Here is a 24,851-nt window from a genome sequence, read left to right as displayed (position 1 = left end):
AGGTCCACTCACGATGTAGTGTTTTGCTTTTCACAGCAGCTGTTGTGGGGTAGGTGTGAGAACGAGCAGCAAACGGATCGCACCGCGCATGAACGACGGGCGGCCATCAACGAAAAGCACCGGTCATGAGCACCCAAGCAGCGCCCGATTTCGCCCTGTCGTTCAGCAACGATGCCGTGCATCTGCTGGAACGGACGGCCCCGTCCGAAAGCTCGGCGCATTGGCGAGAGCAGGACCGGGCGTTGTTCGATGCGACGGATTTCCGTGACCAGATTGCCCGTCTGCGGGCCGCAGTGCGCCAGCCGGATGGTTCGCCCGCGCCCGTCCAGTTGGTGATCCCCGACGACCAGATATTGTACACCTCGGTGAACGTGGATGAGCCGCCGCGTGACGAGGACGAGGTCGGTCGCGCGCTGGACGGGCTGACGCCCTATCCGGTCCATGAGCTTGCCTGGGACTGGCGGTCCGACGGGGAGGACGGGGTGCGGGTCGCCGCCGTGGCACGTCAGACCCTGCGCGAGGCCGAGGATTTCGCCCGCCGTCATGGTTTCGCGCCCGGCGGTTTCGTCGCCGACCCGCCGGACGGCACCTATCCAGGGGCGCCTCGTTTCATCATGCCTGGCACGCCTGTCCAACCGGCGGCCAACTCGGCCCCGTCCCCCGCGGCGTCACAGCCGGACGCGGTGGTCCCCACCGGGAACGCGACCGCGCCCACGCAGGTCGCTGCCGCGACCAGGAAAGGAGAGCCGGACATGGACGACGTGCTGCCGCCAGACGTGGAAGACGATGCGGATGCCGGGGCGAGGGCCCGGAAGGACGACGCTGACACCAAAGCTGCTGCCAGACCGGACCCCGCCAGCGGGAACAGGGACCGAACCGCCGCGGCGCCCACCGTATCTGCCGAGGGCGTGCAGGGGAAACCACCGCGCGTTGCCGCTGGCGTGAACGAACCGGGCACCGCTGCAGGCCCGGTGCAGGCCGAGACGGAAAGCGGCGAGCACCCCGGCCGCCCCTTCGCTGATGGCGGCGTAGATGAGAAATCATCGACTCCGCCGGATGCCGGGGCCGCGAATGCGTCCACAAAGGATGGCGTGACTGCAGACGCGGCGCAGCCGGGGGTCGCATCGGTGGATCCGCCGGCCGAAGATGCCCCGCCACCAACCGCGACAGCGGGCGCCCCGGCAGTCGCCAAGGCAGGGCCGGCGCGACCCGCACGAGAGGTCACGTCCCCCGGGGCAGTTGCCGGCGACAAGGCGGCAAAGAAGGGTGCGCCGGTTACTCCCGCCCGTGCCGCGGCCGCTATCGCCGCGGCGGGCAGCGCCTCCGCCACCGTCGGTTCGGCCAAGCCGCTTCAATCCGTGGGTAAACCCGTCCACCCTGTTGGTGCGCGCGGGACCGGGCCTGCACGGCAGGCTGCCGGCGGCGCCGTTGCGACCTCCGCCCCGACCTTGGCGCGCGGAGCCACGTCGCCGTCCCGACTGGATGCGGCGGTGCCAGTGCACGGCCAGGGAATTGCGCCGCACATCCACCGCGCACCCCCGGGGACTGAATTTGCTCGGAAGCCCGGACAGCGGGGCGGGACCGGTACCCTGCTGCTTATGCTCGGTGCGCTGATCGTGGGGCTGGCCCTGATCTGGGGGTTCGGCAGCTCGGACCCCGAGCCTCTGGCCGCTCCGGTCAGTCAGGCGGTGCTCGACGCCGACGAGGCTGCCACCGTCACGTCCGTGCCCTTGGAATCGGCCGCGGAGGTCCCGCCGGCAGAGACGGAGGCGCCCGCCGGCGCGACTGGTCAGGACGAGCCTGCGCCGCCGAACGTGGCCGAGTTGCCATCGGCCGCCGCGCCTGATGCGGCAACGACACCTGCCACTGGATCGTCCGCGGTCGAGCCGGTCACCACGATCCGTACGGTCCCGGTCCAGCCCGCACCGCCCGAGGCGCTATCGCGTGAGACGAGCGCAGCCGGGTCGATAGCAACCGGTGCCGCATCGCCAGACGCGTCCGCAGCGGGGTCGGCGTTGACTGCGGCAGAGCCGGCATCGACCAGCGAGGACGCGCCAGCGATAAGCCAGAGCGAAGCCGCGGTCGCTCAACTGACCCCCGACCAGCCCATCCAGGCTGAGCCGCCGCTTGGCGAATCCGCTGCGGATCAGCCAGCCGATGCAGCGCCAGCAACCGCTTCCCCGATCACTGACCCACAGGACGCGGCACGAGCGACCGACGGCACCGGGCCCGCAGCTCAGGATGACACGATGGTGCCAGCCGCGGGGAACGAGGCCGCGATCGTTGACCAGACCGAGCCGGCCGCTCGTCCCGATCCGGTTCCCCAAGTCAATCCGGCCGATATCGACGCGGCGTTGGCCGAGGCCAATGCTGCGGCGGCCGACGCGCCGGCAAGCGCCGGCACGGCTCCCGTGACGGCTACAAGTAGCGCAGTCGAAGGGGGCGAACCGGGAACGGCCGCTTCAGGGTCAGCATCCGCACCTGTCGACGCGACGCCGGCTAGCCCGCCCGCAGCATTGCCGTCGCGCCCGGCACCTGCACGTCCGCCGGCGACCTCGGCCGACCCGCCGCCCACCGCATCGGCGGCGACCAGCGGCACGGCGCCGCGCGAGGCCCCCCGCCCGGCTGCCAAGCCGGCACGGCCCGAACCCGCCGCGTCTGTCGAGACGACGTCTGCGCGGCCTGAGGTGCCGGCGTCCGGCAGCGGGGCGGCGCAGCCCGCCCCGCGTCCGAGGATCGGCACGACTTCGGGGGCGACACCTCCGCCCGCGACAAGTCCCGCGTCCCCGAGTGGCGGGTCGCCGCAGGCCGCGCCGGAACCGGCCCCGATCCCGTCCGGCACCCGACCGCCGCGCAGACCAGAGAGCGCGGCGCTGATCGTTCCACGGGTGCAGGTGATCCAAGTCGCGTCGATGTCCCGGCTGGCACCCGCTGTCTGGCCGCGGGCCGTTGCAGACTTCTATACTCCGGCTCCGCGGCTGGCGGAGCTTCGCCCGACGCGCCGTCCCAAGGCAGCTGGCTCGAGCCCAACGCGCAGCGATGCCGTAACGCGGTCCGCGATCGAGTCGGCGCTGACCCAGGCGGCCGCTCCGCCCCGCAAGGCGCGCGACGCAAGTCCGGCGTCCACATCGTCGGCGATCGACGCCGCTGTGGCCGAGGCGGCGTCGGTCCGTGCCGTCGCGGCCGCGAACGGCCGTCCCGTGCGCAGCCCTCGTGCAGGGAAAGCCTCCCGCAGCGCTGGTGCCACTGCCGCCGCTGTGACGGACAGTGCCGCCGTCGACAGCGCCGTTGCGGCGGCGGTCTCCGGGACCGCCGTCAGTCCGGGCGGGGTATCGCTGGCCAGTCTTGGGACCTCGCCGAGCCCGCGTGCCCGTCCGCGTATCACGCCGGTGCCGTCAGGAGACGCGGGGATCGGGCAGGACAGCACGGCCGAGGCCATCGCCCTAGCCGCCGCACGATCCATCGCTGCCCCGGGACGGCGTCCGGAGGAGATTCGGCGAGATCCCGATGTTGCGCCACCGGCCAACGCACCGGTGGCAGGTCCCCCCGCGGGCCAGGCGGCTCAGGCGGACCGGCAGCGGATCGACCAGCAGTTGCAGTCACAGGCCGAGCAGCGCGCGCGCGCCCAGGCGACGGCGGATGCGCGCCGCGACGCCGAGGCCAGGGCCGCCGCCGAGGCTAGGGCGCGGTCCCAGGCTGCCGCCGAGGAACGCGCGGCCATCGCCAGAACCGGCAGCTACAAGCCACCCGAGGCCGATGCCGAGCCGGAGGTGGCGGCCACGACGGCCCGTACGCCGCAGTCGAACATGGTGACCAAGAACGCCACGGTTGGCGGGCTCGACCTGGGCAAGACCCAGGTTATCGGCGTCATCGGCGCGGGGCGCGCCAGCCGTGCGCTGATCCGGCTGCGCAGCGGCAAGATCGTCACCGTGCGGCTGGGTGACAAGATCGACGGCGGCCCGATCAATGCAATCGGCAAGGGCCGGGTCAGCTATGTGAAGGGCGGACGGCAGCACGATCTGCCCATTCTCGGCGGGCGCTGATGGCCTCATTCCTGCTGCTCGCCACTGTCTATCTTGCGACAATGGTGATTGCAGTTCCGATCTCGGCCCGGCTCGGGCTGGGGTCGGTGCTTGGTTATCTGATCGCGGGAATCCTGATCGGGCCGGTGATGGGCCTGACCGGGACGGACGGCGACATGACCGAGCTGCAGCACTTCGCGGAATTCGGCGTCGTCATGATGCTGTTCCTCATCGGCCTTGAACTTGAGCCGCGGGCCTTGTGGGACATGCGCCAGCGTCTGATCGGACTCGGCGGCGCGCAGCTTCTGGGCACGATTGTGTTGCTGACGCTTGCGGCGATGGCGCTGAACCAGAGCTTTCAGGTGGCGCTGACACTGGCGATGATCCTGTCGCTGAGTTCGACCGCGATCGTGCTGCAGACCCTGTCCGAAAAATCGCTGATGCAGACCGGCGGCGGTCGCGCGACCTTCGCCGTGCTGCTGACCCAGGACATCGCGGTGATCCCGATGATCGCGCTGATGCCGCTGCTTGCGACCGGGGCGACCCATGGCGCGGCCGCGCACGGCGAGGTGACGCTGATCGCCGACCTGCCGGGCTGGGCTGCGGCGTCGGTGACGCTCGGGGCAGTCGCGGCGATCATCCTTGCGGGCAACTATCTCTTTCGCCCGTTGTTCCGTTTCGTCCATTCGGCGCGGCTGCTGGAAATGGATACCGCGCTGGCGCTGCTGATCGTCGTGGCCATCGCCTCGCTCATGAATTTGGTCGGGCTGTCACCGGCGCTGGGGACGTTTCTGGCAGGCATGATGCTGGCTGGGTCCGAGTTCCGGCACGAACTCGAGGCGCAGATCAGCCCGTTCAAGGGACTGTTGCTGGGGCTGTTCTTCATCACGGTTGGCGCGGGCATGGATTTTTCCCTGCTCGCGAACCATCCGGTGACGATCATCGGCGTGACCACGGCGCTGATCGCGATCAAGGCGCTGGTCCTGTTCTTCATTGCGCGCGCGACCGACATGCCGCGACGCGACCGGACACTGTTCACGCTGGGCCTCGCCCAGGCCGGCGAATTCGGGTTCGTGCTGGCCTCGTACGCGGTCGCGCTGACGATCCTGACGCCGGAGGTCGCGGCGGCGTTCCTGCTGGTGATCGCCCTGTCGATGCTGGCGACGCCGCTGCTGTTCATCCTGCATGACCGGCTGATCGTGTGGTTTGCCGAGGATAGGGTGCAGCACGGCGCCGACCCGATCGAGGATCAGCAGCCGATCATCATCGCCGGGATGGGCCGGTTCGGGCAGGTCGTCAATCGGCTGGTGACCATGTCGGGCTTCAAGACGACGGTCCTGGATCATGATCTGAAAACCATCCAGCTGATGCGTCGTTTCGGGTTCAAGGGATATTTCGGCGACCCGACCCGACCCGAGATCCTGGCGGCGGCCGGGCTGGACAAGGCGCGCATCCTGGTGGCGACGCTGGGCGACCCGGCGGCCAACCTGCGGCTGGTCCGCTATGCGCGCGAACGTCGGCCGGACCTGAAGATCGTGGCGCGGGCGCGTGACCGCGTGAATGTCTACCAGCTGTACGAGGCTGGCGCCGACCATATCGTCCGCGAGATGTTCGACAGCAGCCTGCGGGCCGGCCGCTATGTGCTGGAGGATGCGGGGCTGTCGAACTACGAGGCCGCCGAGCTCGAGCGGATATTCTACCGCCACGATCGGCTGTCGCTGCGGGAACTGGCGGAGGTGTGGAAGCCTGACGTCCCGACAGAGGAAAACCAGGCCTATGTGGACCGGTCCCGCGCATTGAATGCGGCGATGGAGAACGCGCTGATCGAACGCTTCGCACACGGCAGGGGGACCATCGCCGAGAACGCCGACGGCGAGCAGGACGAAGAACCCGAGCACGGGTTGAGCGTCCCGTTCACCGCCCGGCCGGGAGGACGGTCCAGCGGACCGTCGGCGGCCGACGCCCCGGTGTCAGGTCAGCGACAATAGCTTTGACGCCGGGTCCAGCTGGCCACGTCGCTGCGCCGCGCGGCCGATCGCAACGACAGCCAGTCGCGGGTCACGCCGCGCCAGCCCCGGGACGCGCCGTCTGCGTCAGTACCGCCGATGGTGCCGTCCCGGACAACGTTGCGGGCCATGATCCGCACACCGCATTTCAGGTTCTCCCGCACGTCCAGCAGACTTGCAGAGCAGCCGTGGCTTTGCGCGACACGGGGCGTGATGCCCAGCATGCCGACGGCGTCGCCCCGCTTCGCCAGCGGGTTCCAGCCACTTTCCACACTGGCTACCTTGGACAGGAATCCGGCCCAGAAAGCGGCGCGGTCCTGTGGCGATTGTCTGGAGTAGCCGGGACAATACTCCAGTACATCGGCGGGCATCGCCGAGAGCAGGGAAACGCCCTCGGTCTGCAGCGCCTCCAGCGTCGCGGCGGTCCATTCGTCGGACTGCGTCTGTCCGGACCAGGCGAGCGTCATGCCGGGCTGGATCCCCGGCAGCGCCGACAGCACCGTCGCGCCGATTCCGGGCCGTTCGGATGGCACGATCGTGGGCGCGGTGACCGCCTGACGCACCGCGGCGGTGTCGCACCCCGCCAGCCCCGCGGCCAGCACCAGCGCTGCCATCAGTCTTTGCATCCGAGTTCCTTCCCGTCCTGGGGTTCGTTCCGGGTCCGTGACGCGGCCCGAAACCACCGCGCGTTCCGGCCAAGGCGAGCGACCCGCCTTGCCCCTTGCGGCACTGCGGCCTAGAAAACCACCAATCCTGCCGGAGGCCAAGATGCTCGACCACCTCAGCTATACCGCACCCGAAGCGAGGGTAATTTCCGGCGCCACCGGCGACTGGGAACTGGTCATCGGGCTGGAAGTGCACGCCCAGGTCGCGTCGAACGCGAAGCTGTTTTCCGGCGCGTCGACGACCTTCGGCGCCGAACCCAACAGCAATGTCAGCTTCGTCGATGCGGCGATGCCCGGCATGCTGCCGGTGATCAACGAGTTCTGCGTGGAGCAGGCGGTTCGCACCGGGCTCGGGTTGAAGGCGGCGATCAACCTGATCAGCGCCTTCGATCGCAAGAACTATTTCTACCCGGACCTGCCACAGGGCTATCAGATCAGCCAACTCTACCACCCGATCGTGGGCGAGGGCGAGGTGATCGTGGACATGGCCCCCGGGGTCGCGCGCCGGGTCCGCATCGAGCGTATCCACCTGGAACAGGACGCCGGGAAGTCGATCCACGACATGGACCCGGCGCTGTCCTTCGTCGACCTGAACCGCACCGGCGTCGCGCTGATGGAAATCGTCAGCCGACCGGACATTCGCGGCCCGGAAGAGGCGGCGGCCTATGTCGCCAAGCTGCGTCAGATCATGCGCTATCTGGGCACCTGCGACGGCAACATGCAGAACGGCAACCTGCGCGCCGACGTGAACGTCTCGGTCTGCAGGCCGGGCGACTACGAACGCTACCAGGCGAGCGGCGACCACTCGGTGCTGGGAACGCGTTGCGAGATCAAGAACATGAACTCGCTGCGGTTCATTCAGGCGGCGATCGAGCACGAGGCGCGGCGCCAGATCGCGATCATCGAGGATGGCGGTACCGTCGTCCAGGAAACCCGGCTCTACGACCCCGACCGGGGAGAGACGCGGTCCATGCGATCGAAGGAAGAAGCGCATGATTACCGCTATTTCCCGGACCCCGACCTGCTGCCGCTCGAGCTCGACCAGGCATGGGTGGACGACATCGCTGCGGCCTTGCCCGAGCTGCCCGACGAGAAGAAGGCGCGGTTTGTCACCGAGCTTGGCCTGTCCGAATACGACGCGGGCGTGCTGACCGCCGAGGTCGAGAACGCCGACTTCTTCGAGAGCGTGGCGGCAGGGCGCGACGGGAAGCAGGCGGCGAACTGGGTGATCAACGACCTGTTCGGACGGCTGAGAAAAGAGGGGCTGGACATCGGCGCCTCGCCGGTTTCGGCCACCCAGCTTGGCGGCATCCTGGACCTGATCGGTTCCGGCGAGATCTCGGGCAAGATGGCCAAGGACCTGTTCGAGATCGTCTGGACCGAGGGCGGCGACCCGGCCGAGATCGCGGCGGCGCGGGGCATGAAGCAGGTCACCGATCTGGGCGCGATCGAGGCCGCCGTCGACGAGATCATCGCCGCCAACCCCGCGCAGGTCGAAAAGGCCAAGGCGAACCCCAAGCTCGCCGGGTGGTTCACCGGGCAGGTCCTGAAAGCGACAGGGGGCAAGGCTAATCCGGCCGCGGTCAACCAGATCGTTGGGCAGAAGCTAGGCCTGTAAACTAGCTTGCAGCCCCTGCTTGTGGTCCGGGCGCGGCAAATGCTTTATTTGCAGGACCGCAATGCAACGGAGGCGCGCGTGCAGCAGTTCGAATACACGGTGATTCCCGCCCCGACGCGGGGGGAAAAAGCACGCGGCGCCAAGACGGGGGCCGAGCGGTTCAGCTATGCGTTGCTGATGGCAATGAACCGGATGGCGGCAAACGGGTGGGAATATGTGCGCGCCGAGACGTTGCCCTGTGAGGAGCGCAGCGGCCTGACGAGCCGGACGACCGTGTACCACAATGTTCTGGTGTTCCGCCGTTCGCTCACGCCGCCGAGGGCCGATCATGTCCAGATCAGTGAGCACGGGCACGGCCAGTTGACGGCCGCACCTGCAGAGGTCCCGCAGATGCATCGCCACGTGATCCCAGCCGATGCCCACGTCGGCTCTGCAGGCGGGCTGTCCCCGTCCGGCGACGCTTCGGCGGCTGCGGCAGCGATGCGCCCCGATCCAGCGGAGCGGTTCGACCCGCCGTCGAGCTGGCCGGACGGTCCGTCCGACGATCAGCATCCTGCGGCGCAGACCGTCCCGGATCGCACCCACGTGCCCGAGCGGCTGCCTCAGGATCAGGACGGCGAGGACCGTCTCGCCGATGACGACCTCCCTGGCGACGACACGGACGACACCCCCGACACGCACCGCAGACCCGAGTTCGGAAAGTCGATGCCGCGCTCGCCGGTCGGCGCCGCCGGATCGGGCCCCAATGGGACGCAAATGGCGGATGGCGACGATCCGTCTGGGGGATCCGGCCGCAATCCGCCCTCTCGTCTGGGCGCGGCGCAACGCTGACACGAAATTCGCCTGAGGCGTACGCCGTCTGGTGTTCACACCCCGCGCGTGCCGTGTCAGGATCGTGCGGACCATCGGACGGACCCGGCTCATGACGCAATCCCGCCTTTCGCTCAGCGCGCTGATCTTCTTTGCGCTGATGATGATGCTGGCCGTCTATTTTGCCTTTGCGGCCGTCCAGGGGCCGTCCGGCATCCTGCGGCGCGTACAACTGGGCGCCGAGACAGCCGAGCTGATGGCCGACCGGGACAACCTGCAGGCGGAAGTCGACCGCATGAAAAACCTGACGCGGCGGCTCTCGGACGATTACCTGGACCTGGATCTGCTTGACGAACGCGCACGCAATCTTCTTGGCTATGCGCGCCCCGACGAGATCCTCATCCGCTGACTTGCGGGCCGCCGGGCAGCGCGCTAGCGTTGGTTTAACGCTGAACTATCCCTTGCCGGAGGAGCCCGCATGGCACGTAAAGCTGCTGCCCAGGCGAAAGACGAGGACGCCGCCCCGAACATCTCGCGCGACGAACTGCTGAAACTCTACCGGGACATGCTGCTGATACGCCGGTTCGAGGAAAAGGCGGGCCAGCTGTACGGCATGGGGCTGATCGGCGGTTTCTGCCACCTCTATATCGGGCAGGAGGCGGTCGTGGTCGGGCTAGAGGCGACGGCAAAGGAAGGCGACAAGCGGATCACCAGCTATCGCGACCATGGCCATATGCTGGCGTCCGGCATGGATCCGCGCGGGGTGATGGCCGAACTGACCGGCCGCATCGGCGGCTATTCCAAGGGCAAGGGCGGCAGCATGCACATGTTCAGCCGTGAAAAGCATTTCTATGGCGGGCACGGGATCGTCGGCGCTCAGGTGCCGCTGGGGGCCGGCCTGGCGTTCTCCGACAAGTACCGCGGCAACGACAACGTCACCTTCACCTATTTCGGGGACGGCGCCGCCAACCAGGGGCAGGTCTACGAAGCCTACAACATGGCCGAGCTGTGGGACCTGCCGGTGATCTTCGTGATCGAGAACAACCAGTACGCGATGGGCACCTCGGTCGCCCGCTCCACCAAGTCGACGACGTTCTACGGTCGCGGCGAGGCGTTCGGCATTCCGGGCGAGCAGGTGGACGGAATGGACGTTCTGGCCGTGAAGGCCGCCGGTCAGAAGGCTGTTGAGCATTGTCGCGATGGCAATGGCCCGTACATCCTGGAAATGATGACCTATCGCTATCGCGGCCACTCGATGTCCGACCCGGCCAAGTACCGCACCCGGGAAGAGGTCCAGAAGATGCGCGACGAGAAGGATGCGATCGAGCATGTCCGGCAACTGCTGATGACCGGGGGCCACGCGTCGGACGAGGATCTCAAGGCCGTGGACAAGGAAATCAAGGAAATCGTGAACGACTCCGCGGAGTTCGCACGCGAAAGCCCCGAACCGCCGGTCGAGGAACTGTGGACCGACATCTATGCCGATGCGCAGGCCTGAGGGGGAGTGACGATGCCAACGGAAATCCTGATGCCCGCCCTGTCCCCCACGATGGAGGAGGGGACGCTGGCCAAGTGGCTGGTCAAAGAAGGCGACGAGGTGAAATCCGGCGACGTGCTGGCCGAGATCGAAACCGACAAGGCGACGATGGAGTTCGAGGCGGTCGACGAGGGGACCATCGGCAAGATCATGGTGGCCGAGGGAACCGAAGGGGTGAAAGTCAATACCCCCATCGCCACGCTGCTGGAAGAAGGCGAGAGCGCCGAGGACACTGGCCCCGCGCAGCGTGACGCCGGATCGAAGACCGGCAAGTCGGACAACGCCACTGAGGCGGCCTCCGGTGAAAGCAGCAGGGACGAGACCGGCGAGGCGCCAGGGCGCGCGCCGGCTGCGGCCAAGTCTGCGGTCGAGGCGGTCAATACCCCCGAACCGCAGCAATCCCCGGACTGGCCCGAGGGAACGGAAATGCGCCAGATGACCGTTCGCGAGGCCCTGCGCGAGGCGATGGCCGAGGAGATGGAGCGCGACGATCTTGTCTTCCTGATGGGGGAGGAGGTCGGAGAGTACCAGGGCGCCTACAAGATCAGCCAGGGATTGCTGGACCGGTTCGGACCGCGCCGCGTGGTCGACACGCCTATCACCGAGCACGGCTTTGCAGGGCTTGGGGTCGGTGCGGCATTCGGCGGTCTGCGCCCCATCGTCGAGTTCATGACCTTCAACTTCGCCATGCAGGCGATCGACCACGTCATCAACTCGGCCGCCAAGACGCTCTACATGTCGGGCGGCCAGATGGGCTGTCCCATCGTGTTCCGGGGCCCGAACGGCGCCGCCGCGCGCGTCGGGGCCCAGCACAGCCAGGATTATGCGGCGTGGTACGCGGCCATTCCGGGGCTGAAGGTCGTGCAGCCCTATTCGGCGGCGGACGCAAAGGGACTGCTGAAGACGGCGATCCGCGATCCCAACCCGGTGATCTTTCTGGAGAACGAGATCCTGTATGGCCGCAGCTTCGACGTGCCCGTGCTGGATGACTTCACCATTCCGTTCGGGAAGGCGCACGTCGTCCGCAGCGGGTCGGACGTGACGCTGGTCAGTTTCGGCATCGGCGTGGCGCATGCTCTGGAAGCGGCCGAAGCGCTGGCGGGGCAGGGGATCGAGGCGGAGGTCGTCGACCTGCGGACGCTGCGCCCCATCGACTACCAGTCGGTGCTGACATCGGTGAAGAAGACCAACCGCTGCGTGACGGTGGAGGAAGGCTTTCCGGTGGGTTCGATCGGCAATCACATCAGCGCCTGGCTGATGGAGAACGCCTTTGACTGGCTGGACGCGCCGGTGATCAACTGCACCGGCAAGGACGTGCCCATGCCCTATGCGGCCAACCTGGAGAGGCTCGCGCTGATCACGGCCGACGAGGTCGTCCAGGCGGTCAAGAAGGTCACCTACAAGTAAGGGAGGGCACGAGATGCCAACGGAAATCCTGATGCCCGCCCTGTCCCCCACGATGGAAGAGGGGACGCTGGCCAAGTGGCTGGTCAAGGAAGGCGACGAGGTCAAGTCCGGCGACGTGCTGGCCGAGATCGAGACCGACAAGGCGACGATGGAATTCGAGGCCGTCGACGAGGGGACCATCGGCAAGATCATGGTTGCCGAGGGGACCCAGGGCGTGAAGGTGAACACCCCGATCGCGGTTCTGCTGGAGGAGGGGGAAAGCGCCGACGCGGCGGACTCCGTCGGTGTCTCGACTTCCGCGCCTGACCAGTCCGCGTCCGCGTCCGCGCCCGTTGCCGAAGACGGTCCCGCCAAGGGTTACGGCGGAAACGCCGACGCGCCCCGGTCGGCCGATGGTCAGGCCGACGCGCAGGATACGGCCAAATCTGACCAACGGACTGCATCGCCTGCCCCTCGCGACAAGGGCGATCGCATCTTCGCGTCCCCGCTGGCACGCCGTATCGCGGCAGAGCGGGGGATCGATCTGGCGGCGATCAGCGGATCCGGGCCGAACGGCCGGATCGTTCGGGCCGATGTCGACAAGGCGCAGCCCAGCGCGGCTGCCGCCAAGGCGACGCCGCAAGCCGAGGCCGTATCGGAGGTCCAGGCGCCGGCCCGGGCTGCTGCGGCCGCCGCCGCCCCGCAGGGCATGGGCTACGAGACCGTGCGCAAGATGCTCGAGGGGCGCGACACCGAGGAGGTGACGCTGGACGGCATGCGCCGCACCATCGCCGCGCGTCTGGGCGAGGCAAAGCAGACCATTCCGCATTTCTATCTGCGCCGCAGCGCGAAGCTGGACGCGCTGATGGAGTTCCGCGCGACCCTGAACGCGCAGCTTCAGTCCCGCAATGTGAAACTGTCGGTCAACGACTTTATCATCAAGGCCTGCGCGCTGGCGCTGCAGCAGGTGCCGGACGCGAATGCGGTCTGGGCTGGCGACCGGATCATCAAGCTGAAGCCGTCCGACGTCGCCGTTGCCGTCGCCGTGGAAGGCGGGCTTTTCACCCCGGTCCTGAAGGATGCCGACAAGAAGACGCTATCCACCTTGTCCGCCGAGATGAAGGACCTGGCCGGCCGCGCCAAGTCGAAGAAGCTCGCGCCGCACGAATATCAGGGCGGCAGCTTTGCGATCTCGAATCTCGGGATGTTCGGGATCGAGAATTTTGACGCCGTCATCAACCCGCCGCACGGTGCGATCCTTGCGGTCGGCACCGGGATCCAGACCCCGGTCGTCGAGGACGGTGCCGTCGTCATCCGCAACGTGATGTCGATGACGCTGTCCGTGGATCACCGCGTCATCGACGGCGCCTTGGGGGCGCAGCTGCTGGCGGCTATCGTCGAGCATCTGGAAAATCCGATCGGCATGCTCGCCTAACCGGGAGCGTTATTACGGCACTTGATTGACCGTCAGGTCGCTTCCAAGATCAGCGGGCGGGTTCCGGCGTTCCACCGCTGCATTCCGCAATCGCCGTCGCCAGCCCCTGCAGGTGTTCTGGTGGGCAGCAGGCAATTGGGGCGCCGGTATAAGGGCCCAGTCACACGCTCCGCTGCTATTCAGCGGGCTGCGGTTCGGTTGCGCGGTTCAATCCGATCCGTCGGCTGATCCAGCCGCCAAGCCGCCGCTGCAGACCGTGCAGGATCGAGAACAGCGACGGCACGAACAGCAGCGACAGCAGCGTCGACAGCAACAGCCCGCCGATCACCGCAATGGCCATCGGGGACCGGAACTCGGACCCTTCGGCGGTGGACAGCGCGGAGGGCAGCATGCCGGCGGCCATGGCGATGGTGGTCATGATGATCGGTCGGGCGCGCTTGTGGACCGCATCGAGGATTGCGTCCCGCTTGGTAGCCCCAGCCTCCATCGCCGCCAGCGCGAATTCGACCAGCATGATCGCGTTCTTGGTGACGATGCCGATCAGCATCAGGAACCCGATCACCACTGGCATGCCGATGGCATAGCCGGTGACGTACAGCGCCAGGATGGCGCCGCCGATGGCCAGGGGCAGCGACAGCAGGATCGAGATCGGGGTCACGAAGCTGTGGAACAGCAGCACCAGTACGACGTAGACCAGCAGGACGCCCGCGCCCATCGCCGTGCCGAAGGCGCTGAACACCTCGCCCATGATCTCGGCGTCGCCGGAGCTTTCGAATTCGGTGCCGGGCGGCAGATCGATCCGATCCTGCAGCGCCTGCACCTCGGCCGAGACCGGCCCCAGGACCGCGCCGTCCGTCAGGTTGGCCGACACGCTGGTCTTGTAGCGGCGGTCATAACGCTCGATCTGTGTCGCGCCGGCGGACAGGGTCACATCCGCCACCGCGAACAGCGGCACCTGTCCGGCTGACGACGGGACGCGCAGGTTCTGGCACTTCATCAGATCCTGTCGCGCCGCCTCGTTCAGGCGCACGACGATCGGGACCTGTTCGTCACCCGCGTTGAACTTCGCCAGGTTCGCCTCGCTGTCGCCCAGCGTGGCGACCAGCAGCGTCTGGGCGAGGGTGCTGGCCGACACGCCGAGTTGCGCGGCGATCTCGTCGCGCGGGCGGATCTGGATCTCGGGGCGTCGCAGGTTGGACGACGAGGTCACCCCTTCCAGGGACCCCAGCTGCTTCATCTCGGCCGCCAGGCGGTCAGCTGCCTGCGCTGCAGCCTCTTCGCTATCCGCCAGAACGCTGATCGACAGGTCGTTGCCGCCTTCCTGGTTCTGGAAGTTCAGCCGGACGTCGGGGGTGTCCGCAAGTTCTCGTTTCAGCTGATCCTCGATCTCGAACTGAGACCGCTCGCGGGTGTCCTTCTTGCCGTAATTGACCATCAGCCGGGCCTTGGACACCTCGGTGGCACCGCCCTCGACAAACACCGACTGCACTTCGGGCACCTCGGCAAACCTTGCAGACAGGCTGCGCGCCATGTCCTCGGTCTGGCTGACGGTGGCGCCCGGCGGCAGTTCCAGCTGGATCTGGCTGCGGCCCTGATCAGACGGCGCCATGAACTCGGTGGGCAGCAGCGTCGCCGAATAGATCGATCCGGCAAACACGCCCAGCCCCAGCAGCAGCGTGACAAGGCGGTGCCGCATGGTCCAGCGCAGGACACGCATCAGCCCGCGCATCACGAAACCGTCCCGCGCCTCGTGCGCATGGCCACCGCTGCGCATGAAGTAGGCAGCGAGCATCGGCGTGATGATGCGGGCGGTCAGCAGCGAGAACAGGACGGCCACGGCGACCGTCAGGCCGAACTGCTTGAAATATTGTCCGGCAATTCCCCCCATGAAGCTGACCGGTGCGAACACCGCGACGATCGAAAAGCTGATCGCGATCACCGTCGTGCCGATCTCGACCGCCGCCTCCTCGGCCGCCTCATAGGCCGGGGCACCCATCTGGATATGCCGGACGATGTTCTCGATCTCGACGATCGCGTCGTCGACCAAGATGCCGGTGACGAGCGTGATCCCCAGCAGACTGATCCCGTTCAGGGTGAAGCCGAGCATGTCCATCACGAAGAAGGTCGGGATCACGGACAAGGGCAGGGCCGTCGCGGCGATCAGCGTCGCGCGCCAGTTCCGCAGGAACAGCAGCACCACAATCACCGCCAGTGCCGCCCCCTCGAGGAGCGTGTCCATGGCCGAATGATAGCTCTGCGAGGTGTAGGTCGTGGAATCGTCGATCAGGGTGATCCGGGTGTTCGGATAGCGCGCGGCGATCTCGGCAAGCCGTTCCTTGGTGCCGTCCCCCGCGAGCAGGTCGGACTGCCCCGTAGCCCGGTACACGCCGAATGCCACCACCGGACGCCCGTCCAGCAGGGCAAAGGTCCGCTGCTCGCTTGCCCCGTCGACGACCTCGCCCAACTGGTCCAGCCGGACGGTGCGGCCGCCACCGATGGTGATGGGGGTCGCGGCGAGCTGCGCGACCGTGTCGGCGGATCCGAGCGTCCGGATCGAGAATTCCTTGCCCGCCAGATCGCCGCGGCCGCCACCCATATCGATGTTGCGCAGCCTGAGCTGACCGGACACGTCAGCGGCCGTCAGGCCAAGGGCCAGCATCCGGTCGGGATCGAGGTCGACCTTGATCTCCCGGTCGGCGCCCCCGATCCGGCTGGTCTTGCCAACCCCGTCAACCGTGGACAGCTCTCGGCCGATCACATCGTCGACGAACGTCGACAGGTCCTCGATCGAGCGGGTCTGGTCGCTGACCGCATAGGTCAGGATGGGCATCCCGGTCACGTCGAGGCGTCGGACGATCGGCTCGAGGATCGAGTCCGGCAGGTCGGATCGCACGTTCGACACGGCGTCCTTGACGTCGTTCAGGGCGCGGTCGCTGTCGGTTTCCAGCTCGAACTCGACGGTGATGGTCAACGCGCTGTCCATCGCGGTCGTGCTGATGTGGCGCACCCCCGTCACGGCCGCGATCGAATCCTCGATGGGTCGCGCGACCTGGGACACGAGTTCGCTGGGCCCCGCACCGGGCTGCCCGACGGTCACAGTGACGATGGGCAAGTCAACGTTCGGCATCGCCGTGACCGGCAGGCGAAGGAAGCTCACCGCCCCGACGATCAGCAGAACCAGAAAGATGGCGATGGGCGGCACCGGGTGACGGATCGACCAGGTTGACAGGTTCATGGTCGCCCCGTCTTCATGGTTGCCCCGTCACGTCCGCGCCTGCGTCTCCCGGGCTGTTTGCCGTCGTCGGACCTTGGGCCGCTGCCGTGGTCACGGATGCAGCCTGGGCGGACATGCCGCCGGAACCCCCTGCCGCACCGGTCGCTCCGGGCGGCGTCGTGAGTTCACCGGCCGTCAGCCGGGCAGCCTGGACCTCGTCGACCGGTCGGACCGGGTCGCCATCGCGGAAGAAGGCGCCGGCGCGCAGCATCACCAATTCGCCCTCGGTCAGACCCTCCAGGATCTCGCGCCTGCCGTTCCACAACACCCCGGCCCGGACGACGCGGGTTTCGACCCGCCCGTCGCGGACCACCTGTACCCGGTCGCCGCCGCTGTCGGCGAGCACCGCCGTGGCGGGGACCGTGACCGCCTCTCGCCGGTCAAGGATCAGCCAGCCGCTGGCGAACAGGCCGATGCGCAGCCGCTCGTCCTGGGGCAGCGACACCCGGACGATGCCCAGCCGCGTCACCGGATCGACGCTGGCCGGGATCAGGCGCACCTCGCCGGTGATGGGGCCCACCCCGGCCGCCGAGAGCTCGGCCGGGTCGCTCACCTGCAGACCGGCCAGCGCTGTCTCCAGAACCTCGCCCTCCATCTCGATCTCGCCGTTCGCGATCAGCCGGAACATCGGCGTCGTCGCGCCACCCGACAATGCGCCCAACTGGACGTTCCGCTCGGTGACCAGCGCCGCGACAGGTGCCCTGATCGTGGTCCGTTCCAGGTTCAGGCGCGCGATCATCAGCGCGGCGTCAGCCTGGGCCAGCCCGGCGCGCGCGACCGTCAGCCCGTCGCGGGCGGACGCCGCTGCCGCCGTGGCCGATGCCTCGGCCGCGATGGCCTGATCCAGCGTGGCCTGCGGCGCGTTGCCGCTGTCCTTCAGACGCTGGGCGCGGTCCAGCGCCGTGGCGGCCTGTTCGGCGGCGGCGGCGGTGCTGGCGATCTGGCTCTCGGCCTGGCTGATGCTCGCCTGCGCCCGGGCATGCTCGGCCTCTGCCTGGGCCAGCTGGGCCGACAGCGTGGCGTCGGACAGCCGGGCCAGCGGCTGGCCCTGCTCGACCCGGTCACCGACCTCGGCCAGAAGCTCGGTCACCTCGTATCCCGAAACCTGCGGATAGACTTGCACCTCTTGCCGGGCGACCAGTGTCCCGGAGAGGGGCACGCGTTCCTCCACCGGCTCGCGACTGGCGGGGGTCACGGTCACCGTCGGCACGATCTCCGCTGAACTCGCGGCCGGGGGCGCATCCTCTGCCCGCGCGGCACCCGCAAGGCCGCCCGCCATCGGCAAACCGGCCGACCAAGCGCCCACGGCCAGCAGCAGGGCAGCCAAGCGCAGGTGAGGTGACATCCGAAATCCGGTTCAAGTTGCCACGCCAACCTAACAACGCAGGGGCTGTCCAACAATGGAGCCGGCCGCCGTCGTCCGGTCAAAACCTTGCGTCAACACCGGGCAGTCGCAGTTCCGTGATGAGGTCGCGCAATTCCTGCCGTGCCGCGATGTTCGACATGGACAGCTGTGTCGTCCCGATGTCGCGCAGGTCCAGCAGGGTCAGGCCACGGGGGAACAGTTCGCGGAAGATGACCCGCTCGGCAAAGCCTGCGGCCACCCGAAAGCCGATCCGGCGCGACAGGCTGGTCAGCGCGCTGCCGACCTTGCGCTTGTTGTGCATTTCCTGGGTACCAAGACGATTGCGCAGAACCAGCCAGTCGATCGGCCCGGCACCGGCCTGTCCGCGCAGCTGACGCGCGTTCCAGACCATCTCTGCATAGATGGACGGTCCCAGCACCTTGCCGTCGGGTGCCATGCGGGCCAGCAGGTCAAAGTCGATGAAACTGTCGTTCATCGGGGTGATCAGCGTGTCGGCCAGCGCGTGCGCCATCTGGCTGAGCCGGGTGTGCGACCCGGGGCAGTCGATCAGGATGAAATCGCAGACGTCGTCCAGACTGGCCATCGCCGCCGACAGCGGGTCCTCGCCCTGGGCGACGTCGCGTGACAGGTCCGCCAACCGTGGCGTGGGCAGATCCAGCCCTTCGCGCGCCAGAAAGGCCGCACGATTTTCCAGGTAGCGGCCGAAGCTGCGCTGCCGCACGTCCAGGTCCAGCGCGCCCACCCGGTGGCCCATCCGCGCCAGCGCGGTCGCAACATGCATCGAGGTCGTGGATTTGCCAGACCCGCCCTTTTCGTTACCGACGACGATGATATGCGCCACGCGATTCCCCTGCTCGGGCAGACCTTAGTCATCCCGACGAAGCGTTGAAACCCGGCCGGGGGTTGTGGCCCGGGCGCTTCTATCACATATGCAATCGTGAATATTTACACGAGAGGAGCTCCCATGACCGTCAGTCCCATCGTACGGGCGTTTTTCGACCGGCCCACCGGCAGCCTGCAATACGTGTTCCACGATCCGGACACGATGAAGGGGGCGATCGTCGATCCCGTGTGGAACTTCTGTGCCAAGTCGGGGTCGACCAGCACCACGGATGCCGACAAGATGCTGGATTATGTGCGCGAGCAGGGGATCGAGATCGAGTGGATCCTGGATACCCATCCCCACGCCGACCACTTCACCGCCGCCGTCTATCTGTCCGACAAGCTCGGGGGCGTGCCGCGCGCGATCGGAGAGAAGGTCGTCGAGGTGCAGAAGCTGTGGAAGGGCATCTACAACGATGGTGAGTTGCCGGCGGATGGCAGCCAGTGGGACCGTCTGTTCGCCGAGGGCGAGGAGTTCAGCATCGGCAACATCCCGGTCAAGGTGATGTTCTCGCCAGGCCACACGCTTGCGTCGATCACCTATGTCGCCGGTGATGCGGCGTTTGTTCACGACACGCTGATGATGCCGGCGTCGGGCACCAGCCGGGCGGATTTTCCGGGGGGCGACGCCGGGCAGCTCTGGAACTCGATCCGCGCCATTCTCGATCTGCCGGGGGAAACCCGGCTGCATATCGGCCACGACTATCCGGAAAAGGGCGCGCCACCCACCTACATGGCGACGGTTGCCGAGCACCGACTGACCAATGTGCACGTCAAGGACGGGATCGGGCGCGACGAATTTGTTGCCACGCGCACTGCGCGGGACAAGACGCTGAACCTGCCGGACCGCATGCTGCACGCGCTTCGGGTCAATATCCGCGGCGGTCGCCTGCCGACGCCAGAGTCGGACGGGAACAGCTACTTCAAGATTCCGGCGAACAAGTTCGAACCGCCGAAATCCAGCGGCTGATCGGGTTTGCTGACAGTGAAGAACGAAACGCCCCGCCATTGGCGGGGCGTTTTGTATTCCAGCGTGCCGCGGCGTTCAGCAGATCGCCGCGCGAACCCGGCTCAGAAGCCCAGGCCGGCGTACTTGTTCTTGAACTTCGACACGCGACCACCGGTGTCCATCAGCTTGGACGTGCCGCCGGTCCATGCCGGGTGCGAGGTCGGGTCGATGTCCAGCGACATGGTGTCGCCTTCCTTGCCCCACGTCGAACGCACCTGATAGGTCGTGCCGTCCGTCATCTTGACGGTGATCATGTGATAATCGGGATGGATGTCGGCTCTCATGACACGGATCCTCAGGCTTGGGGGTTGGCGCCGGGCTTGGCGGCCTTGGGCTTGTAGTTGGTGACCTCGGCGATCCGGGCGGACTTGCCGCGACGATCGCGCAGGTAGTACAGCTTGGCGCGGCGCACGCGGCCCCGGCGCACCACCTCGATCGACTCGACGTTGGTCGAGTACAGGGGGAACACCCGTTCCACGCCCTCGCCGAACGAGATCTTGCGGACGGTGAACGACGCCGCAATGGTGTCGCCGCCCTTGCGGCTGATCACGACACCTTCGTAGTTCTGCACGCGGGTTCGGGTGCCTTCGGTCACCTTGTAGCCGACGCGGACGGTATCGCCGGCCTTGAAATCCGGAATGGTCTTGCCGAGCTCGGCGATCTGCTCGGCCTCAATCTGCGCGATCAGGTTCATCGCTGTGGTCCTTTCGATGCGCGCGGCGGTCCCGCGCTTGGTCTAATGCGCCCGAGAGCTGCCGGTCCTTTGTCGGGTCCATGGCGGCCTTGCGGCCGGTCCATGCCCGCCACAGATCGGGGCGGCGTTGCTTGGTCAGGCACTGGGCCTGCTTTTCCCGCCACTGCGCAATGGCCGCGTGATTCCCCGACAAAAGGACATCGGGGGTCGCGCGGCCTTCCCAGACGGCGGGCTTCGTGTACTGCGGATGTTCGAGAAGACCGTCGGAAAAGGATTCCTCGGCCAGCGATTCACGGTTCCCCAGCACGCGCGGTATAAGGCGGACGGTCGCGTCGATCAAGACCTGCGCGGCGATCTCGCCACCGGTCAGGACATAGTCGCCGATACTGATCTCGGTGACCTCGAAGGCGTCGAGCACCCGCTGGTCAACCCCCTCGAACCGGCCGGAAATCAGAGTCACACCCGGGCCGGCGGCCAGGCGGCGGGCGGTCGCCTGGGTCAGTGGCGCGCCGCGGGGGGACAGGTAGATCACCGGCAGCCCCGGGGTGGCCGCCTCTGCCTCACGCAGCGCGGCGGCCATCACGTCGGGGCGCAGCACCATTCCGGCGCCGCCGCCGGTCGGGGTGTCGTCGACATTGCGGTGCCGGCCGGTCCCGAACTGCCGCAGCGGGATGGTGCGCATGGTCCACAGCCCCTCGGCCAGCGCACGGCCGGTCAGGGACAGGCCGAGGGTTCCGGGAAACGCCTCGGGGAACAGCGTGATGATCTGGGCCGTCCACGGGGTCCGCGCCCGGGGCTCGGCTGTCTCGTCGCCGGTAGTCTGACCGGAGGTAGTCGGGACGGGGCCAGGCGAACCCGGCGGATCGGTCATCGGCGTGCGTCCCGGCCAAGGCCGAAGCGGGTCAGCGCCGCCCCGGCGGCAGCCAGGGCCAGCGGGGGCAGCAGACCCCAAGCAGGTGGCGCCGTCATCCGGCCAGCGGTCCAGCGACCAAGGGCGAACAGCAGCAGCGGCAGCGCCATCGCCAGGATCGCCGCGCCGGCAAGATGCGGTGGCGTCACCCATCGCTCGCCCCGCTCCAGCATCAGCACGGCGACGGCAAGAAAGCCGAAACTGCCCGCTGCCCATCCCCTGGCGCCGCCCAGGCCCGCCAGTCCGGCTGCAGCCAGGATCAGCATGGCGCCGGCAAGCCGGACCAGCGGGGCAGGGGCCGCCCTCATTCGTCGGCTTCCGGCGGGTCGGCCACGATGCGTCCCGCGGCCAGGTCGACAGTCGGCACCGCGGCGCGGGTAAAGGGGATCAGCAGTGTTCCCCGGGGACCCAGCAACTCGAGGATGTCGCCCGCCCCGTGATCGTAGATCGCCCGCACCCGGCCCAGCGTGACGCCGCCGGTGTCCACCACCTCCAGCCCGATGAGGTCGGCGTGGTAAAATTCGTCGTCAGGCAGCGCCGGCAGTGCCGCTCGGTCGGCCCAGAGAGTGGTCCCCTTGAGCGCTTCGGCCTGTTCGCGGCTTGCGACGCCGGACAGGCGTGCGCCCAACGCACCTGCTCCGGGGCGGGTCAGTTGCACGTCGAAGCTGCGGCTTCCGTCCTCGGTCGTGAGCGGTCCGTAGGTGGCGATGTCTCGTGCCACCGTGCAGAAGCTCTTCAGCCGGACCTCGCCACGCACCCCGAAGGCGCCGGCGATGGCCCCCACACAGACGCGATCGGTCATCCGCTTGCTCCGTTCAGGGCAGGGTGCTGCAGGTGCTGGCCGGCGGCCGGGCGGCTTGTCAGCCGCAGGGCCGCCGGCGGCATCGCTCAGGGGCTTTCGGTGCCGCTGGTTGCCTCGGACGCGTCCAGCGCCGCCTCGTCCGTCGCCGCGGTGTCCTCGGCCGGCGCGTTCTTCGCGGCTTCCTCGGCCTCACGCGCCGCGGCGTCACGGGCCGCGCGTTTTTCCGCGCGTTCCTTGGCGGCCTTGCCGGGCTCGCCCTTTTTCAGATTGGCGCGCTCGGTGCGTTCGCGCACGCCGGCAGCTTCCAGGAAACGGGCGACGCGATCGGTCGGCTGCGCGCCCTGGCCCAGCCAGTACTGCACCCGGTCCATGTCCATCTTGATCCGGTCTTCGCTGTCACGCGGCAGCAGCGGGTTGTAGGTGCCCAGCTTCTCGATGAAGCGGCCGTCGCGCGGCATCCGGGAATCGGACGCGACGATGGCGTAATGGGGGCGTTTGTTGGACCCGCCGCGGGCGAGCCGGATCTTCATGGCCATGCTGTTACTCCTTGCGTGTGGCGTGGGATCATTTCTGCATCTGTTCGTGGTGCCGGATGACTTCGGAGATGACGAAGTTCAGGAACTTTCGGGCAAACTCGGGGTCGAGGTCGGCCTCGCGGGCGAGGCGTTGAAGCCGCTCGATCTGGGCGGCCTCGCGGGCGGGATCGGACGGCGGCAGGTCATGGCTGGCCTTCAGCCGGCCGACGGACTGGGTGTGCTTGAACCGCTCGGCCAGGGTATAGACCAGGATCGCGTCCAGCCGATCGATGCTGGCGCGATGGTCGGCCAGCACCGAGGCAGCCTTGGCAACGGCATCCTCGCTCATGCGGTCGTCCCTTCAGCGCAGCATGCGACGCCGCTCACAAGTCGCAGCGTTCTCATTTCGTGCCGAACAGTCCGGACAGGCCGCCGGGCAGCCCGGCTTGCCCGAGTTGGCCGCCCAGGCCTTTCCGGTCCTGCAGCATCTTCGTCGCCTCGGCCATCTTGGCCGGATCGACATCTGCGAGGTCGGGCAATCCGCCGCCCTTGCCGGTCATGGAGCGCATCGCCTGCTTCAGCATGGCGCCCTTGCCCATCTTGCTGACCTTCTTCATCGTGTCCGCCATCTGCCGCTGCATCTTGAGCAGCCGGTTCAACTCGGCCACGTCCAGCCCGGCGCCGGCCGCGATCCGCTTCTTGCGGCTGGCCTGCAACAGTTCGGGATTGGCGCGTTCCTTCTTGGTCATCGAGTTGATCAACGCGATCTGCCGGCGGATCGCGGTGTCGTCCATTCCGGCGGCCTCGGCCTGCTTGGCCATCTTGCCCATGCCGGGCATCATGCCCATGATCGACTGCATCCCGCCCATCTTGAGCATCTGTTCCAGCTGACCTTTGAGGTCGTTCATGTTGAACAGGCCCTTGGCAAAGCGCTTCATCATGCGCTCGGCCTGCTCGATCTCCAGCGTTTCCTGCGCCTTTTCGACCAGCGCGACGATATCGCCCATGCCCAGGATCCGGCCGGCGACGCGCTGCGCATCGAACCCTTCCAGCGCGTCCAGCTTTTCGCCCAAGCCCACAAAGCGGATCGGCTTGCCGGTGACCGCGCGCATCGACAGCGCCGCGCCGCCGCGCCCATCGCCATCCATGCGGGTCAGCACGACGCCGGAAATCCCGACCTTGCCGTCGAATTCCGCCGCGACGTTGACCGCGTCCTGGCCGGTCAGCCCGTCCACCACCAGCAGCGTCTCGCGCGGGTTGGCGACGTCGCGGACCTGGGTCACCTCGTCCATCAGCAGCTGATCGATGTGCAGGCGGCCGGCTGTGTCGAGCATGTAGACGTCGTATCCGCCCAGCGTCGCCTGCTGCTTGGCACGGCGGGCGATCTGCACCGCGTTTTCGCCCGGCACGATCGGCAGCGTGTCGACGCCGACCTGCTGGCCCAGGATCGCCAGCTGCTCCATGGCGGCCGGCCGGTTGGTGTCGAGCGACGCCATCAGCACCCGCTTGCGCTCCCGGTCCTTCAACCGCTTGGCGAGCTTTGCCGTGGTCGTGGTCTTGCCCGACCCCTGCAGACCCACCATCAGGATGGGCGCGGGCGGGCTGTCGATGCGCAGGGTTTCGGGCGCGTCCTCGCCCTGTAGCATTGCGATCAGCTCGTCATGGACGATCTTGACGACCTGCTGTCCGGGGCTGATCGACTTTGTCACCGCAGCGCCGGTAGCCTTGGCCGACACGGCGCGCACGAAACTGCGGACCACGGGCAAAGAGACATCGGCATCGAGCAGCGCCTGGCGCACCTCGCGCATGGCCGCGGTGACGTCGTCGGGGCTGAGCGCACCCTGCTTGGTCAGCCGGTCGAAGACGCCGCCAAGCCGATCGGACAGGTTCTCGAACATCGCGGGCCTCCGCTTGCGTCAA

At 67.8% G+C, this 24,851-nt stretch carries 20 protein-coding genes and 1 pseudogene; 9 read left to right on the top strand and 12 right to left on the bottom strand.

Annotated features, from left to right (window positions below):
- Positions 1-125 precede the first annotated feature (125 nt).
- Both Q0938_RS06065 and Q0938_RS06060 read left to right on the top strand, forming a co-directional pair.
- Positions 126-4,043 (top strand): hypothetical protein, encoded by a 3,918-nt coding sequence (locus Q0938_RS06065; RefSeq protein ID WP_299360250.1) that lies wholly within the window; start codon positions 126-128, stop codon positions 4,041-4,043.
- On the top strand, positions 4,043-6,010 hold the full coding sequence (locus Q0938_RS06060) for a cation:proton antiporter (protein WP_299360248.1): 1,968 nt from the start codon (positions 4,043-4,045) through the stop codon (positions 6,008-6,010). Before Q0938_RS06065 ends, Q0938_RS06060 begins: the two co-directional genes overlap by 1 nt.
- Here the strand turns inward: Q0938_RS06060 and Q0938_RS06055 are convergent.
- Positions 5,998-6,654: a transglycosylase SLT domain-containing protein gene (locus Q0938_RS06055; protein ID WP_299360247.1), complete on the bottom strand. Its 657-nt coding sequence runs from the start codon at positions 6,652-6,654 to the stop codon at positions 5,998-6,000. The genes Q0938_RS06060 and Q0938_RS06055 overlap by 13 nt on opposite strands.
- A 142-nt stretch (positions 6,655-6,796) precedes the next feature.
- Here Q0938_RS06055 and gatB point away from each other — a divergent pair, with 142 nt between their 5' ends.
- The 6 genes and pseudogenes from gatB to Q0938_RS06025 all read left to right on the top strand — a co-directional run bounded on the left by gatB (position 6,797) and on the right by Q0938_RS06025 (position 13,479).
- Positions 6,797-8,311 carry an Asp-tRNA(Asn)/Glu-tRNA(Gln) amidotransferase subunit GatB gene (gatB, locus tag Q0938_RS06050; protein ID WP_299360245.1) on the top strand — a complete coding sequence of 505 codons (1,515 nt, stop codon included), beginning with the start codon at positions 6,797-6,799 and terminating at the stop codon, positions 8,309-8,311.
- Positions 8,312-8,389: 78 nt separating this feature from the next.
- Positions 8,390-8,614 (top strand): annotated as a pseudogene (locus Q0938_RS06045) (DUF4177 domain-containing protein); the annotation flags it as partial.
- 619 nt (positions 8,615-9,233) lie between these two features.
- The gene (locus tag Q0938_RS06040; RefSeq protein WP_299360243.1) at positions 9,234-9,530 is read left to right on the top strand and encodes a septum formation initiator family protein; all 297 of its coding nucleotides are present in this window, start codon (positions 9,234-9,236) and stop codon (positions 9,528-9,530) included.
- Between the two features lie 69 nt (positions 9,531-9,599).
- Positions 9,600-10,619, top strand: coding sequence for a pyruvate dehydrogenase (acetyl-transferring) E1 component subunit alpha (pdhA, locus tag Q0938_RS06035; RefSeq protein WP_299360242.1), 1,020 nt, complete (start codon positions 9,600-9,602; stop codon positions 10,617-10,619).
- Positions 10,620-10,631: 12 nt separating this feature from the next.
- The gene (locus Q0938_RS06030) at positions 10,632-12,065 is read left to right on the top strand and encodes a pyruvate dehydrogenase complex E1 component subunit beta (RefSeq protein ID WP_299360241.1); all 1,434 of its coding nucleotides are present in this window, start codon (positions 10,632-10,634) and stop codon (positions 12,063-12,065) included.
- A 13-nt stretch (positions 12,066-12,078) separates the two neighbouring features.
- Positions 12,079-13,479 carry a pyruvate dehydrogenase complex dihydrolipoamide acetyltransferase gene (locus Q0938_RS06025; protein WP_299360239.1) on the top strand — a complete coding sequence of 467 codons (1,401 nt, stop codon included), beginning with the start codon at positions 12,079-12,081 and terminating at the stop codon, positions 13,477-13,479.
- A 175-nt stretch (positions 13,480-13,654) separates the two neighbouring features.
- On the opposite strand, the gene Q0938_RS06020 is transcribed toward Q0938_RS06025, so the two are convergent.
- The 3 genes from Q0938_RS06020 to Q0938_RS06010 form a co-directional block, all read right to left on the bottom strand.
- Entirely contained in the window at positions 13,655-16,714 is a 3,060-nt protein-coding gene (locus Q0938_RS06020) for an efflux RND transporter permease subunit (RefSeq protein ID WP_299360238.1), read from the bottom strand.
- 13 nt (positions 16,715-16,727) lie between these two features.
- Complete coding sequence (locus Q0938_RS06015) at positions 16,728-18,098, bottom strand: efflux RND transporter periplasmic adaptor subunit (RefSeq protein WP_299360236.1); 1,371 nt, start codon at positions 18,096-18,098, stop codon at positions 16,728-16,730.
- Positions 18,099-18,177: 79 nt separating this feature from the next.
- Complete coding sequence (locus Q0938_RS06010; protein ID WP_299360235.1) at positions 18,178-18,960, bottom strand: division plane positioning ATPase MipZ; 783 nt, start codon at positions 18,958-18,960, stop codon at positions 18,178-18,180.
- Positions 18,961-19,083: 123 nt separating this feature from the next.
- Between Q0938_RS06010 and Q0938_RS06005 the strand changes: the two genes are divergently transcribed.
- Positions 19,084-19,971, top strand: a complete 888-nt coding sequence (locus tag Q0938_RS06005) for an MBL fold metallo-hydrolase (RefSeq protein WP_299360234.1) — start codon at positions 19,084-19,086, stop codon at positions 19,969-19,971.
- Positions 19,972-20,072: 101 nt separating this feature from the next.
- On the opposite strand, the gene rpmE is transcribed toward Q0938_RS06005, so the two are convergent.
- The 8 genes from rpmE to ffh form a co-directional block, all read right to left on the bottom strand.
- Positions 20,073-20,294 (bottom strand): 50S ribosomal protein L31, encoded by a 222-nt coding sequence (rpmE, locus tag Q0938_RS06000; protein ID WP_299360233.1) that lies wholly within the window; start codon positions 20,292-20,294, stop codon positions 20,073-20,075.
- 11 nt (positions 20,295-20,305) lie between these two features.
- The gene (rplS, locus tag Q0938_RS05995; RefSeq protein WP_299360232.1) at positions 20,306-20,704 is read right to left on the bottom strand and encodes a 50S ribosomal protein L19; all 399 of its coding nucleotides are present in this window, start codon (positions 20,702-20,704) and stop codon (positions 20,306-20,308) included.
- A complete protein-coding gene (gene trmD, locus Q0938_RS05990) occupies positions 20,682-21,575 on the bottom strand; it encodes a tRNA (guanosine(37)-N1)-methyltransferase TrmD (protein ID WP_299360231.1) in 894 nt (297 codons plus the stop codon). The genes rplS and trmD overlap by 23 nt, the downstream gene beginning before the upstream one ends.
- A complete protein-coding gene (locus Q0938_RS05985) occupies positions 21,572-21,922 on the bottom strand; it encodes a hypothetical protein (protein WP_299360230.1) in 351 nt (116 codons plus the stop codon). Before Q0938_RS05985 ends, trmD begins: the two co-directional genes overlap by 4 nt.
- On the bottom strand, positions 21,919-22,416 hold the full coding sequence (gene rimM, locus Q0938_RS05980) for a ribosome maturation factor RimM (RefSeq protein ID WP_299360228.1): 498 nt from the start codon (positions 22,414-22,416) through the stop codon (positions 21,919-21,921). The genes Q0938_RS05985 and rimM overlap by 4 nt, the downstream gene beginning before the upstream one ends.
- Before the next feature lie 86 nt (positions 22,417-22,502).
- Positions 22,503-22,952, bottom strand: a complete 450-nt coding sequence (gene rpsP / locus Q0938_RS05975) for a 30S ribosomal protein S16 (protein ID WP_299360227.1) — start codon at positions 22,950-22,952, stop codon at positions 22,503-22,505.
- A gap of 28 nt (positions 22,953-22,980) precedes the next feature.
- Positions 22,981-23,280: a chorismate mutase gene (locus tag Q0938_RS05970; protein WP_299360226.1), complete on the bottom strand. Its 300-nt coding sequence runs from the start codon at positions 23,278-23,280 to the stop codon at positions 22,981-22,983.
- A 52-nt stretch (positions 23,281-23,332) separates the two neighbouring features.
- Positions 23,333-24,829: a signal recognition particle protein gene (ffh, locus tag Q0938_RS05965; protein WP_299360225.1), complete on the bottom strand. Its 1,497-nt coding sequence runs from the start codon at positions 24,827-24,829 to the stop codon at positions 23,333-23,335.
- Positions 24,830-24,851 lie beyond the last annotated feature (22 nt).

It is taken from the genome of uncultured Paracoccus sp., from assembly GCF_947496875.1.
Classification (GTDB): Bacteria; Pseudomonadota; Alphaproteobacteria; order Rhodobacterales; family Rhodobacteraceae; genus Paracoccus.
The sequence above is the reverse complement of the archived record's forward strand: the minus strand, read 5'-3'. Positions and strand labels throughout refer to the sequence as shown.

Coding starts and splice junctions, on each gene's coding strand:
- Q0938_RS05985 (WP_299360230.1), bottom strand. CDS start 21,922: ATGAGGGCGGCCCCTGCCCCGCTGGTCCGGCTTGCCGGCGCCATGCTG.
- Q0938_RS06040 (WP_299360243.1), top strand. CDS start 9,234: ATGACGCAATCCCGCCTTTCGCTCAGCGCGCTGATCTTCTTTGCGCTG.
- gatB (WP_299360245.1), top strand. CDS start 6,797: ATGCTCGACCACCTCAGCTATACCGCACCCGAAGCGAGGGTAATTTCC.
- Q0938_RS06005 (WP_299360234.1), top strand. CDS start 19,084: ATGACCGTCAGTCCCATCGTACGGGCGTTTTTCGACCGGCCCACCGGC.
- pdhA (WP_299360242.1), top strand. CDS start 9,600: ATGGCACGTAAAGCTGCTGCCCAGGCGAAAGACGAGGACGCCGCCCCG.
- rimM (WP_299360228.1), bottom strand. CDS start 22,416: ATGACCGATCGCGTCTGTGTGGGGGCCATCGCCGGCGCCTTCGGGGTG.
- Q0938_RS06065 (WP_299360250.1), top strand. CDS start 126: ATGAGCACCCAAGCAGCGCCCGATTTCGCCCTGTCGTTCAGCAACGAT.
- rplS (WP_299360232.1), bottom strand. CDS start 20,704: ATGAACCTGATCGCGCAGATTGAGGCCGAGCAGATCGCCGAGCTCGGC.
- ffh (WP_299360225.1), bottom strand. CDS start 24,829: ATGTTCGAGAACCTGTCCGATCGGCTTGGCGGCGTCTTCGACCGGCTG.
- rpmE (WP_299360233.1), bottom strand. CDS start 20,294: ATGAGAGCCGACATCCATCCCGATTATCACATGATCACCGTCAAGATG.
- Q0938_RS06020 (WP_299360238.1), bottom strand. CDS start 16,714: ATGAACCTGTCAACCTGGTCGATCCGTCACCCGGTGCCGCCCATCGCC.
- Q0938_RS06060 (WP_299360248.1), top strand. CDS start 4,043: ATGGCCTCATTCCTGCTGCTCGCCACTGTCTATCTTGCGACAATGGTG.
- trmD (WP_299360231.1), bottom strand. CDS start 21,575: ATGACCGATCCGCCGGGTTCGCCTGGCCCCGTCCCGACTACCTCCGGT.
- Q0938_RS05970 (WP_299360226.1), bottom strand. CDS start 23,280: ATGAGCGAGGATGCCGTTGCCAAGGCTGCCTCGGTGCTGGCCGACCAT.
- Q0938_RS06025 (WP_299360239.1), top strand. CDS start 12,079: ATGCCAACGGAAATCCTGATGCCCGCCCTGTCCCCCACGATGGAAGAG.
- Q0938_RS06055 (WP_299360247.1), bottom strand. CDS start 6,654: ATGCAAAGACTGATGGCAGCGCTGGTGCTGGCCGCGGGGCTGGCGGGG.
- rpsP (WP_299360227.1), bottom strand. CDS start 22,952: ATGGCCATGAAGATCCGGCTCGCCCGCGGCGGGTCCAACAAACGCCCC.
- Q0938_RS06015 (WP_299360236.1), bottom strand. CDS start 18,098: ATGTCACCTCACCTGCGCTTGGCTGCCCTGCTGCTGGCCGTGGGCGCT.
- Q0938_RS06030 (WP_299360241.1), top strand. CDS start 10,632: ATGCCAACGGAAATCCTGATGCCCGCCCTGTCCCCCACGATGGAGGAG.